We start from the raw sequence: 12,572 nt of genomic DNA, 5'->3' as shown, positions 1-12,572 counted from the left end.
CTTCCAGCGTACTTCCTGACTTTTCCTTGCAATAAGTCAACATCAACTCACGTTGTTCGTTGTGTTTCCTTTATCTCATGCGAGAACCCTCCTATCTGTAAGCGGAGCTGCGCATTTGGAGTGAAAACCTTCTTGAATAAACAGGGGGAAACAGGGTAAATTACCTGCGAGGCATATTTATAGCATCATCATTTGAACGATGATATACTGACGATAACTTTTAAAGATAATTGGAGGCGAATATATATGGCTATCACACATGCTACAGATCAAACATTCCAAAACGAAGTAAGTTCAGGTTTAGTACTTGCAGATTTCTGGGCACCATGGTGCGGACCTTGTAAAATGATTGCACCGGTACTTGAAGAACTTGATACTGATATGGGCGATAAAGTCAAAATCGTTAAGGTTGATGTTGACGAGAACCAGGAAACGGCAGGAAACTTTGGTGTCATGAGCATCCCGACATTGGTTGTTCTTAAAGACGGTGAAGTGGTTGAGAAAGTTATCGGTTTCCAGCCGAAAGAAGCTCTTGCTGAATTACTGAACAAACATGCTTAATGGAATAAGCTAAAAAAAACGGGCCCTCGGGCTCGTTTTTTTTGTTTGTGTCTGGGCCATCTTTCTTGTAAGGAGCATTCTTATCCGCTCTTTTAGGCAATAAAATAAAAATGGTGGATAGGAGGGCTCCATGAGATAGCTGGGTTTTATTAAGGTGTTATTAAGGATTCATAGACACGCTAATCAATAAAGGGACGGAAAAAGTTCTTATGAAGCGCTCATGAGGCCCCCTAATCGTTAACTGGACGGGAAAGTGGTCTTAAAAGCGTTCATGACGCCCCTTAATCCTTAAAGGGAAGGGAAAGTGGTCTTATAAAGCGTTCATGACGCCACTTAATCCTTAAAGGGACGGGAAAGTTGTCTTATAAAGCGTTCATGAGACACCCAAAGCGTTAAAGGAAAGGAAAAGTGGTCTTATAAAGCGCTCCTGAGACACCCTAATCCTTAAATGGACGGCAAACTGGTCTTATGAAGCTCTTATGAGACACCCTAATCCTTAAAGGGAAGGGAAAGTGGTCTTATAAAGCGTTCAAGCAACACCCTAATCCTTATATGGACGGCAAAATGGTCTTATAAAGCGCTCATGATCCGCTTTAATCGTTAATGAAACACCAAACGATTCTTGTTAATTTAGCGCGAAGACCGATTTTCAGCAAGATACATCGGTATTGTGAATCGGACAGTGAAATAATTGAATGGAGCTGTATCATTTTCCCAGCAGCCCTATAGTTGACCTTATTCGACTAATTGCCTATGATTATTGAAGAAGTTTACTGAATTCCGTTCATTTTTTTAGGAAGCAGGGGGTGAGAGTAAATGAACGAGGTCATATCAAATAAGCTTGCACTGCTGCCGGACCAGCCTGGTTGTTATCTGATGAAAGACAGGCAGGGAACAATCATCTACGTCGGAAAGGCAAAAGTGTTGAAAAATAGGGTAAGGTCTTACTTTACGGGCTCTCATGATGGAAAGACCCAGAGACTCGTCGGCGAGATTGAGGATTTTGAATATATTGTCACTGCTTCCAATTTGGAAGCGTTAATTCTAGAGTTGAACTTGATTAAGAAACATGATCCTAAATATAATGTCATGCTGAAGGATGATAAAAGCTATCCATTTATAAAACTTACAGCGGAAAGACATCCAAGACTCATTATTACCCGGAATGTAAAAAAAGATAAAGGGAAATATTTTGGGCCTTATCCGAATGCGGGGGCAGCAAACGAGACCAAGAAACTCCTTGATCGGATTTATCCACTGAGAAAATGTGATAATCTGCCTGACCGAGTCTGTCTGTACTATCACTTAGGCCAGTGTCTTGCACCGTGCGTGAATGAGGTAGAACCTGAAACGTATAAAAAGCTGACAGATGAAATTGCCCGCTTTCTAAATGGCGGTTATAAAGATATTAAGAAAGAACTGAATGAGAAGATGGCTGCGGCTGCAGAGAACCTTGAATTTGAACGGGCAAAGGAGTTCAGGGATCAAATTCAGCATATCGAAGCAACGATGGAGAAGCAGACCATGACCATGACGGATTTCACTGACAGGGACATTTTTGGGTTTGCAGTGGATAAAGGCTGGATGTGTGTCCAGGTATTTTTTATCCGCCAAGGAAAGCTGATTGAACGTGATGTATCTATGTTTCCGATATATGATGAGCCGACCGAGGAGTTTCTCACGTACATCGGGCAGTTCTATTCAAAGACCAATCATTTTAAGCCGAAAGAAATCAATCTTCCGGAAGGTATTAACGAGGCCATTGTTTCTGAACTTCTTGATGTCAAAACGACCCGGCCGCAAAGAGGCCAAAAAAGGCATCTCGTCCAACTGGCCGGCAAAAATGCAGAGATTGCGTTAAAGGAGAAGTTTTCTCTGATTGAAAGAGATGAGGAGAGGACGATTCTTGCAGTGGATAAGCTCGGGGAAGCTATGGGCATTTATACACCGCACCGCATTGAAGCGTTTGATAACTCCAACATCCAGGGAACCGACCCGGTTTCAGCGATGATTGTATTTCTTGACGGAAAGCCAGAAAAGAAAGAGTACCGCAAGTATAAAATCAAGTCTGTAAAAGGCCCTGATGATTATGATTCTATGCGCGAAGTGGTTAGAAGAAGGTATAGCAGAGTATTGAAAGAAGGTCTCCCGCTTCCGGATCTGATTGTCATCGATGGAGGAAAAGGGCAGATCAGTGCGGCAAAAGAAGTACTGGAGCTGGAATTGAACCTTGAAATTCCTGTTGCCGGACTTGCAAAAGATGATAAGCACCAGACCTCTGAATTGCTTTACGGGGACCCGCTTGAAATCGTTCCGCTGGAGAAAAGAAGCCAGGAGTTCTATCTTCTTCAGAGAATTCAGGATGAAGTCCACCGATTTGCTATAACATTTCATAGGCAGCTCCGCGGAAAAACCGCCTTTTCTTCCATACTTGATGAAGTGAGCGGCATCGGTCCGAAGAGGAAGAAGCAGCTGTTGAAAACTTTCGGATCCATGAAAAAAATGAAAGAAGCGTCCCGTGAGGATTTGACAGCAGCCGGATTGCCACCGGCAGCGGCTGAAGAACTTATGAAGAAATTGAAGGATTAATACGATTCTCCCCTTTCTCTCTTGAGGAGGGGTTTTATGAATCTTCTAGTTACCCTTTATAGACTTCCAGTTCATACATAAAAAGATAGGCAGGGGCAAAAGGTCTCAAGAATGGATGAATCTTCATTCAAGAAATTAATCGTTTGAAGAGATGAACAGAGCCGCTTCTCATGCATGAAAAAAGAATCAATCAGCATGATGCCGTAATAAGCATCATTCATACAAGAAAACCCCCATTATATGAATTTTTTTGTAAGAGAATGATATTCATTTTCCAAGGACGCTTTTCTTAGGAAAATGAGAAGTTTCAACGGCACCTTATCCCACTCTGATATAAAGAAAGGCCCTGCGGCCATTCAAGCCCCGCAATCCAGATACTTAGCAAATCACAAAATAATGATTGCCTCCCATTTTTTTCTGTGTTAAAATAAATGAAAATTTTATAAGTTATCACTTTATATACAAGTGGTGATAGAGGTGCGGACTTTCATCAGTAGATGCTTTGAGGAGTATGGGCTCTTATGACAGGTATTGAAAGGGGAATTCGCCGAAGCGGAAGCAGGCTCATGGCTGTTTTTGCTGGTTCTGCGTTTAAGAGATGCAGGATTGTCAAGATTAACAGTCTTGGAGAGCTATCTCACGTGGAACCTGCATAACTTTGCGATTTCACAGGCAATGAGATACTTATCTCATTGCCTTTTTTAATGAGGTTTGTTTTGCGTTCGACCGTTATTCTTGAACTTATATTTAAATAGGATGTTCGAAAAGCCTGGAAAAAAGCTCATGCCCTCATGGATCAAAGCATACATGCAGGTGCTCATGGCTCCACTTCCTTGGACTTCAGAAATCTCTTTTGGTCCTGCTTTTTGAACAAGCACTTAAACTAATGGGAAATGAGGACGAGAATGTGGGATTGATTGTTCAGAAATTTGGAGGCACCTCAGTTGGTGATATAGAGAGAATCAAGAATGTTGCCGGACGTGTCATTGATGAAAAAAAGAACGGCAATGATGTAGTGGTGGTCGTTTCTGCGATGGGGAAAACAACCGACGGGCTTGTGGATTTGGCCTTCCAGGCAGCTTCCAAGCCAAGTAAACGAGAGATGGATATGATTCTGACAACAGGAGAACAGGTTACGATTTCCCTATTGGCGATGGCGTTGCAGGATTCCGGATATGATGCGGTTTCCATGACTGGCTGGCAGGCCGGGATTGAAACTGAAGGCATTCATGGGAACGCCAGGATTACGAATATCAATACCGATAAAATCAATGGCAATTTATCTGAAGGCAGGATTATTGTGGTAGCAGGATTCCAAGGTTTAGCAGAAAGTCAGGAAATCACTACCTTAGGCCGTGGAGGTTCTGATACCACGGCGGTTGCGCTTGCCGCTGCCCTTAAAGCGGAAAGATGCGATATTTATACAGATGTAGATGGTGTTTATACATCTGATCCGCGTTATGTAAAAAAAGCACGGAAACTTGCATCCGTAGCTTATGATGAAATGCTTGAATTAGCTAATCTTGGTGCTGGTGTGCTTCACCCGCGCGCGGTGGAATTTGCAAAAAATTACGGTGTCCCGCTTTCGGTAAGATCTAGTTTAGAAAAGCTGGACGGAACCATTATTGAGGAGGAAGTGTCAATGGAAACAGGTTTGATCGTTCGAGGAGTAGCGTTTGAAGAAGAAGTTATCAGGATGACGGTGTTTGGGCTGCAAAATGAAATTACTAGTCTATCCTCGATCTTCACGACCCTTGCGAAACACCACATTAATGTCGATATCATTATTCAGAGTAAAACAGAGACAGAAAGCATCAATCTTTCATTTTCCATTAAAAGAGAGGACCTGGAGGAAACGATCGAGGTTCTGCAAAATAATCGTAAGGCGCTTGGTTTCAGTTCAATCGAGCATGAGAGCGGGCTTTCGAAGGTATCCATTGTCGGCTCCGGAATGATTTCCAACCCAGGTGTCGCTGCTCAAATGTTTGAAGTCCTGGCCAATAATGATATTCCGATCAAGATGGTCAGTACTTCTGAGATCAAGGTTTCGGCAGTGGTTGATGAATCGCAGATGTTGAAGGCTGCGGAAGTTCTTCATACCGAATTCAATCTGGATAAAGCAGAAAAGCCGCAAAAGGTATCAGTGAAATAAAGAACAAAAAGCTCCCCGAACCAGTAAACGTCCAGGGAGCTTTTTTATAGGTAACGCGCTGTATCAATGCTCAATCAATTGTATCCTTCAAATCACTGCGTACGATGATTTTTACGGTCTTCGATTTTTTATGGATTTCTTCGGCGGCTTCTGTTACCACCTTTTTCTGGTTCTGTACTTGTTCAGCAAGGAATCCTGCTTCCATTTTGAAAGAGATGTCCGTTTTTAACCCCAGCCTTCTCTCGACCCAGGGTCCGGACAAGGTGTAAATCTGTTCATCTTTTTTATCGTCAGCCAAGCTCAACTTTCCCCAACCGGCTTCAAGGAAAAATGCCTCCATTTCTTCCAATGAAACCAGCGGAAATTTACGTGCCAGTCCTTTGCCGCCCCAATACAGGATATCTGTTGTATGTTTGCCCAGGATCTCAGGCAGGAGTATATCCCTCATCAATTCATATCCGAACAGGGGGAAGGCTTCTATTTCCCTGTTCTTTTGTTCGCTGCCGCTTTCCAAATGTAATCCCCTCTTTCTATATGGCTCTCTCGCTCGTAGTAAGAGAGTTGTTATGTGATTATTTTCCACTGAATAGTTAAGATAATCCTATTGATGAAAACAGTTTTAAATATTTCCAGTGCATCAACAATCTTCTATTAATCTATTATAAACAAGGTAGGGGTAAAATATAAATCGGTAATTCAAAAATAGTATAGATGGAATGTTTTACCGAGATAATGATTCATTTGCCTTCCGAATCTTGATTTGTGTGATAACAGTGAGTCCGATCCCTGTTTCAGTAGTAAATCTCCCCTTGAAATATTATCAATATATTGAAAATATTTTTGCGGTATCATCAAAAATTATGTATCCGTTTTCTTGACGCACCTGCTACATGGGAGTAAAATGAACTTGTCACATTTTTGTTATAATATGAAAATTTGCAGAAGGTTCATACCTTAATTAGTATTGACGATTTTTTATTTTATGCATTTTTTCATCACTAAGGGGGGTATATCATTGGCTGGAAATCAAGAATTTAATTATCGCAGGCTGCATTCACTGCTAGGTGTCATTCCAGTTGGGATTTTCTTAATTCAGCACTTAGTAGTCAACCACTTTGCCACTCGCGGCGAAGAAGCATTTAATGATGCAGCACATTTTATGGAAAGTTTACCTTTCCGGATTGTATTAGAAACGTTCATCATCTTTCTTCCATTGTTGTTTCATGCTATTTATGGTTTATATATAGCTTTTACAGCAAAGAACAATGTAAGCAGGTATGGGTATTTCCGTAACTGGATGTTCCTTCTTCAACGTATATCCGGGGTTGTCACACTGATCTTCATCACGTGGCACGTTTGGGAAACAAGGGTAGCTGCTGCATTTGGTGCAGAAGTTAACTATCAAATGATGGAAAACATTCTTTCAAATCCATTCATGATGGCGTTCTACATGGTTGGTGTCATTTCTACTATCTTCCACTTTGCTAACGGTTTGTGGTCTTTCCTTGTGAGCTGGGGAATTACAGTTTCTCCTCGTTCTCAAGTCATCGCTACTTACGTTACAATCGGAATCTTCGTTGCTCTTTCCATAGTTGGAATCAGGGCGCTATATGCTTTTGTTTAATTTTACACACTATTAGATATTACTAGATTAGAATAAGGTATTTTTGTAGGAAAAGGAGTGAGTCTCGATGAGTAAAGGAAAAATCATCGTCGTCGGCGGCGGTTTGGCCGGCTTGATGGCTACAATAAAAGCAGCAGAAGCAGGAGCGCCAGTAGACCTATTTTCATTAGTGCCTGTTAAGCGTTCTCACTCAGTTTGTGCACAAGGTGGAATTAACGGAGCGGTTAATACCAAAGGTGAGGGAGATTCTCCTTGGGAACACTTTGATGATACAGTATACGGCGGGGACTTCCTTGCCAATCAGCCTCCTGTCAAAGCGATGACAGAAGCGGCGCCGGGAATTATCCATTTGCTTGACCGTATGGGCGTCATGTTCAACCGTACTCCAGAGGGCCTTTTGGATTTCCGTCGTTTCGGCGGTACTCAGCATCACCGTACAGCATTCGCTGGTGCAACGACTGGCCAACAGCTTCTTTATGCGCTTGATGAGCAGGTACGCCGGCATGAAGTGGCTGGTCTTGTAAACAAGTATGAAGGCTGGGAATTCCTTGGAGTGATTGTTGACGACGAAGGTGTTGCCCGCGGTATCGTAGCACAGGACCTTAAAACAATGGAAATCAAATCATTCTCTGCAGACGCAGTCATCATGGCGACAGGAGGACCTGGAATCATCTTCGGTAAATCCACGAACTCTGTCATCAATACTGGTTCGGCTGCATCCATCGTGTATCAACAGGGTGCATACTATGCAAACGGAGAATTCATCCAAATTCACCCGACAGCCATTCCCGGAGACGACAAACTTCGCCTCATGAGTGAATCTGCCCGTGGTGAAGGCGGCCGTGTATGGACATACAAAGATGGTAAGCCATGGTACTTCCTGGAGGAAAAATACCCTGCTTACGGAAACCTTGTACCTCGTGATATCGCCACACGTGAAATCTTCGATGTCTGTGTTAACCAAAAGCTGGGTATCAATGGTGAAAATATGGTATACCTTGATCTTTCCCATAAGGATCCTAAAGAGCTTGATGTTAAGCTGGGCGGTATCATTGAAATCTATGAGAAATTCATGGGAGATGACCCTCGCAAGGTTCCTATGAAAATCTTCCCTGCGGTTCACTATTCAATGGGCGGTCTTTGGGTAGATTATGATCAAATGACAAATATCCCAGGATTGTTCGCTGCTGGTGAGTGTGATTATTCACAGCATGGAGGAAACCGTCTGGGAGCTAACTCCCTGCTGTCTGCGATTTACGGCGGTATGGTAGCGGGTCCTAATGCCATCAGATACATGAAGGGACTTGAGAAAAGCGTGGACGAGCTTCCTTCTTCATTGTTTGACCGTTATGTTCAGCAAGAGGAAGAAAAGTGGAACGAAATCATGTCAATGGATGGAACTGAAAATGCGTATGTTATCCACAAAGAGCTTGGTGAGTGGATGACAGATAACGTTACAGTTGTTCGTTACAATGATAAGCTTAAAGAAACAGACGAAAAGATCCTTGAATTAATGGAACGCTATAAAAATATCAATATCAATGATACTCAAAAATGGAGCAATCAGGGGGCTATGTTCACACGCCAGCTGGGCAACATGCTTCAGCTTGCTCGCGTCATCACAATCGGTGCGTTGAACCGGAATGAAAGCCGTGGTGCCCATTATAAACCAGACTTCCCGGATCGTAATGACGAGGAGTTCCTGAAGACCACAATGGCGAAGTATAACGCTGAAACAAATGCACCTGAATTCCACTATGAAGAGGTAGATACATCGTTGATTCCGCCGCGTAAGCGCGACTACACTAAGAAAAAAGGGGGTAAATAAAGATGAGTGAAAATAAAACAGTCCGCTTTATCATTACTCGTCAAGACAGCCCTGACACTGAATCTTATTCTGAAGAATTTGAACTGGATTACCGTCCGAATATGAACGTCATTTCTGCACTGATGGAAATACGCAGAAATCCTGTAAATGTTAAAGGGGAGAAAACAACTCCGGTAAACTGGGAAATGAACTGTCTTGAAGAGGTTTGTGGTGCATGCTCCATGATCATAAACGGAAAGCCGCGCCAGTCTTGTACGGCTCTTGTCGACAAACTGGAGCAGCCGATCCGCTTGGCGCCTATGAAAACCTTCCCTGTCGTTCGTGACCTTATCGTTGACCGCAGCAGAATGTTCGATTCTTTAAAAAAGGTTAAAGCTTGGGTTCCGATTGATGGAACATATGACCTTGGACCAGGGCCGCGCATGCCTGAGAAAAAGCGTCAATGGGCTTATGAACTGTCTAAATGTATGACATGTGGTGTTTGTCTGGAAGCTTGTCCGAACGTGAACTCTAAATCAGACTTCATCGGACCTGCTCCACTATCACAAGTTCGCTTGTTCAACGCTCATCCAACAGGGGCAATGAATAAAGATGAACGTCTGGAAACCATCATGGGTGATGGAGGGCTATCCAACTGTGGTAACTCTCAAAACTGTGTACAGTCTTGCCCTAAAGGCATTCCATTGACAACATCAATCGCTGCCCTGAACCGTGATACATCCTTCCAAATGTTCAAGAACTTCTTCGGAAGCGACAATATGGTGTGATATATACAAAAAAACCCGCAGGCATTGAGCTTGCGGTTTTTTTTGTATATATATCAAATTTTTTTAAAACGGAATTGACGAACTCTTATAACACAAAACCCTTTCTTCTTCAATCGGAAGAATATATAATAGTATGAAAAGAATGAACATTCATTCATTTTTAGCGGTTCAAAAAAAGTGAATCGCCTTAGTGAAGCAATGAATAGGAGGCGCAAAATCATGAGAATTACATATATTGAAGATATGGAGCAATGGAAGGCTCAATTTGATTTTTTTATCGGGATCAAAGTCAGGTTTTCTGAAACCGATATGTTTGGTCATTTGAACAATACAGTTCCATTCACGTACTTTGAAGAAGCACGAATTGAATTTTTCAAGAATAAAGGTTTCATGCAGGACTGGGTCAAACCGGAAAATGATACGATTCCGGTTGTAGCTGACCTACAATGCGATTTTTTAAGGCAGGTATTTTTTGATCAAACCATAAGGGTATTTGTAAAGGCACAGAAGATTGGATCATCCTCGGTTGATCTTCATTACCTGGGAATGGATGAACAAGATAGAGTTTGCTTTACTGGCAGAGGAACGATGGTGCAGATTTCCAAGAAGACTGGAAAGGGAGTACCTTGGACGGACGAGATGAAGTCGAAGTTGTCGAATAGCGTGAATATGGCCAAAAGCTGTTGACGTAAACAGCAGGCTGGCTGCGTGATGGAAAGAGGAAAACGAAATCTGTCATTCAATTAAAAATATCCTTGCCTATTTTACTATTTAGAGCCTTCTCTATGTCACTCTGCACCAAAAGTTCACATATGATATCGTGACGACCGACAATACCCATCCCCGCAGTTTAAAGCTGGCGAAGGCAAGGAGGGTTACCATAATTGAAGGACAATGAATTTACACACAAACCGTTGCTTACCAAAAGAGAAAAAGAAGTGTTTGAACTGTTAGTCCAGGATAAAACGACTAAAGAGATCGCTGGTGAACTTTTCATCAGTGAAAAAACAGTTCGAAACCACATTTCCAACGCCATGCAAAAGCTTGGAGTGAAGGGGCGTTCTCAAGCTGTTGTAGAGCTTCTTCGCATGGGGGAACTCAAGCTTTAAAAATTACCGGCTTGTCCACAGTGGACAGCCGGTTTTACTTTATCTTGTTTTTATTAAGGGCTGCTTTCGCATTCATTGTTGCTTTTGGAAAAATCCCAAGAGCCGGATTTTTCCTCGAAAAAGAGAGTAGCTCTTTTCTTTCCTGCTTACAGAGGGATATCCGGTGTGTACTAAAATAGTATTTAACATTCATATTGGATGGCAGCAAAGTTTACTATTAACCTAAAATTATGTCGAAAATCGGAACAAAGCAAATACCTATAAAAGTTACTTGAAATATCCCGGGAAAAAAGGGACAATGCTAAGTATATAACTCGTACGATAAGGTATTGATAGGAGTGGCATGTATGGACAATAAACAGCAGGAGATGGATGTTTTTGCTGATATCGAGAAAGATCTGCGTTACATATCATCTATAATAAAGCAAAAGGGAAGAGAAATTTTAAATCAGTATTCCATAACCCCGCCGCAATTCGTTGCCCTTCAATGGTTGTTTGAAGGCGGAGATATGACGATTGGGGAACTATCAAACAAAATGTATTTAGCTTGCAGTACCACGACTGATCTTGTGGACAGAATGGAAAAAACAGAATTAGTAGAACGGGTAAAAGATAATAAAGATCGTCGTGTAGTCAGGATTCATCTCCTCCAAGAAGGAGAACGGATCATTGAAGAGGTTATTGTGAAGAGGCAGAAATATCTGCAGGAAATACTCAAAAACTTTTCATTTGATGAAATAAAGACCCTGAATGCCAATCTATCAAAATTACACCAAGAAATGAAATGAAAATGAGGGAAATGCGTGAAACAGCCTATTGGAATTATTGACTCAGGTGTTGGAGGCTTGACCGTTGCAAGAGAGGTCATGCGTCAGCTTCCTAATGAGACGATATATTATCTTGGGGACACCGCCCGCTGCCCATATGGTCCGAGGACAGCAGCAGAAGTGAAGAAATTCACATGGGAAATGGCGGCCTTTTTAATGAACTACAATATCAAGATGCTGGTGATTGCTTGCAATACGGCGACGGCTGTCGTACTGGATGAACTGCAGAATATGCTTCCGATTCCAGTCGTTGGCGTCATCCAGCCGGGTGCAAGGGCTGCCCTGAAGAACACCTATAATGGCAGGATTGGCGTTCTTGGCACTGTCGGGACTGTCAACAGCAAGGCGTATGATAAAGCCATTCATTCGATAAATGAATCAATAGAAGTCACTTCACTTGCCTGCCCCAAGTTTGTCCCACTGGTAGAGAGTGGAGAGTATGACAGCAAGTGGGCAATGGAAATTGTCAATGAGACGCTTATTGATATGAGAAAAGAACCTATCGATACATTGATCCTGGGATGCACTCATTACCCTCTCCTTCAGCCAATTATCCAGGAGGCGATGGGAAAAGACGTAAAGGTGATCAATTCTGGTGATGAAACGGCAAGTGAAGTAAGTGCTATCCTCGATTATCAAGGAATGCTTACTAATAAGAATTCCAAGCCGCAGCACACCTTCTTTACAACGGGTTCCGCGCGGATTTTTTCAAAGATAGCGCTGGATTGGCTGCAACTAAATCAAATCGAAACCCAGACGATCCTTCTCGGGAATAATTCCTAAGAAGGATTTTTTTTATTCAATTCTTTATTTTTTAAAGGTTTTTCTTAAACTTTAGCAGGATAAAAAAATGGCCATACTCTCCCTGCTAAGAGAGAAAACCTCTGGTACCCGTTATTTTTCCTTTATCTTATGTGGAGTCCGTGCAGTCCATATAACAAGCCTTTCCACATTCTGAAGATCAGTAGCTGCAACTCTCTTCATTCAACATGATCTGATTTCTTTATCTGATGCAAGGACCCAGTCTGTACTTCATTGGACAGCCCCTTCTGTTTTTTAGTTCACTGCCAGTTCCGTGGAGGCGAGATCCCCTCTCTACTTTTAGAAAACCAATC

General features: G+C 42.3%; 12 protein-coding genes and 1 riboswitch. Of the genes, 10 read left to right on the top strand and 2 right to left on the bottom strand.

Features of this window, described 5'->3' with window-relative positions; genetic code table 11:
* Nucleotides 1-246: 246 nt before the first annotated feature.
* Nucleotides 247-561, top strand: coding sequence for a thioredoxin (gene trxA, locus AC4E8A_RS17580; RefSeq protein ID WP_490194864.1), 315 nt, complete (start codon nucleotides 247-249; stop codon nucleotides 559-561).
* Nucleotides 562-1,377: 816 nt separating this feature from the next.
* On the top strand, nucleotides 1,378-3,150 hold the full coding sequence (uvrC, locus tag AC4E8A_RS17575) for an excinuclease ABC subunit UvrC (RefSeq protein ID WP_490194862.1): 1,773 nt from the start codon (nucleotides 1,378-1,380) through the stop codon (nucleotides 3,148-3,150).
* Nucleotides 3,151-3,221: 71 nt separating this feature from the next.
* Here uvrC and AC4E8A_RS17570 read toward each other — a convergent pair whose 3' ends face one another.
* The gene (locus AC4E8A_RS17570) at nucleotides 3,222-3,371 is read right to left on the bottom strand and encodes a hypothetical protein (RefSeq protein ID WP_490194860.1); all 150 of its coding nucleotides are present in this window, start codon (nucleotides 3,369-3,371) and stop codon (nucleotides 3,222-3,224) included.
* A 243-nt stretch (nucleotides 3,372-3,614) separates the two neighbouring features.
* Nucleotides 3,615-3,793, top strand: a riboswitch (Lysine riboswitch).
* Between the two features lie 264 nt (nucleotides 3,794-4,057).
* Here AC4E8A_RS17570 and AC4E8A_RS17565 point away from each other — a divergent pair.
* The gene (locus tag AC4E8A_RS17565) at nucleotides 4,058-5,302 is read left to right on the top strand and encodes an aspartate kinase (RefSeq protein WP_490194858.1); all 1,245 of its coding nucleotides are present in this window, start codon (nucleotides 4,058-4,060) and stop codon (nucleotides 5,300-5,302) included.
* 70 nt (nucleotides 5,303-5,372) lie between these two features.
* Here AC4E8A_RS17565 and AC4E8A_RS17560 read toward each other — a convergent pair whose 3' ends face one another.
* The gene (locus AC4E8A_RS17560) at nucleotides 5,373-5,816 is read right to left on the bottom strand and encodes a YslB family protein (RefSeq protein WP_490194857.1); all 444 of its coding nucleotides are present in this window, start codon (nucleotides 5,814-5,816) and stop codon (nucleotides 5,373-5,375) included.
* Nucleotides 5,817-6,317: 501 nt separating this feature from the next.
* On the opposite strand from AC4E8A_RS17560, the gene AC4E8A_RS17555 reads away from it, so the two are divergent.
* The 7 genes from AC4E8A_RS17555 (at nucleotide 6,318) to racE (ending at nucleotide 12,240) form a co-directional block, all read left to right on the top strand.
* Complete coding sequence (locus AC4E8A_RS17555) at nucleotides 6,318-6,926, top strand: succinate dehydrogenase cytochrome b558 subunit (protein WP_490194855.1); 609 nt, start codon at nucleotides 6,318-6,320, stop codon at nucleotides 6,924-6,926.
* A 67-nt stretch (nucleotides 6,927-6,993) separates the two neighbouring features.
* Nucleotides 6,994-8,754: a succinate dehydrogenase flavoprotein subunit gene (gene sdhA / locus AC4E8A_RS17550; RefSeq protein WP_490194853.1), complete on the top strand. Its 1,761-nt coding sequence runs from the start codon at nucleotides 6,994-6,996 to the stop codon at nucleotides 8,752-8,754.
* 2 nt (nucleotides 8,755-8,756) lie between these two features.
* Entirely contained in the window at nucleotides 8,757-9,521 is a 765-nt protein-coding gene (gene sdhB / locus AC4E8A_RS17545; protein ID WP_490194851.1) for a succinate dehydrogenase iron-sulfur subunit, read from the top strand.
* 216 nt (nucleotides 9,522-9,737) lie between these two features.
* A complete protein-coding gene (locus AC4E8A_RS17540) occupies nucleotides 9,738-10,208 on the top strand; it encodes an acyl-CoA thioesterase (RefSeq protein WP_490198926.1) in 471 nt (156 codons plus the stop codon).
* A 197-nt stretch (nucleotides 10,209-10,405) separates the two neighbouring features.
* On the top strand, nucleotides 10,406-10,630 hold the full coding sequence (locus tag AC4E8A_RS17535; protein WP_006838260.1) for a helix-turn-helix domain-containing protein: 225 nt from the start codon (nucleotides 10,406-10,408) through the stop codon (nucleotides 10,628-10,630).
* Nucleotides 10,631-10,977: 347 nt separating this feature from the next.
* The gene (locus tag AC4E8A_RS17530) at nucleotides 10,978-11,418 is read left to right on the top strand and encodes a MarR family winged helix-turn-helix transcriptional regulator (RefSeq protein ID WP_490194849.1); all 441 of its coding nucleotides are present in this window, start codon (nucleotides 10,978-10,980) and stop codon (nucleotides 11,416-11,418) included.
* Nucleotides 11,419-11,433: 15 nt separating this feature from the next.
* On the top strand, nucleotides 11,434-12,240 hold the full coding sequence (racE, locus tag AC4E8A_RS17525) for a glutamate racemase (protein ID WP_490194847.1): 807 nt from the start codon (nucleotides 11,434-11,436) through the stop codon (nucleotides 12,238-12,240).
* Nucleotides 12,241-12,572 lie beyond the last annotated feature (332 nt).

It is taken from the genome of Bacillus sp. SRL337 (assembly GCF_984799155.1).
Note: the sequence above shows the minus strand (reverse complement) of the source record. Positions and strands in the feature narration are given on the sequence as shown.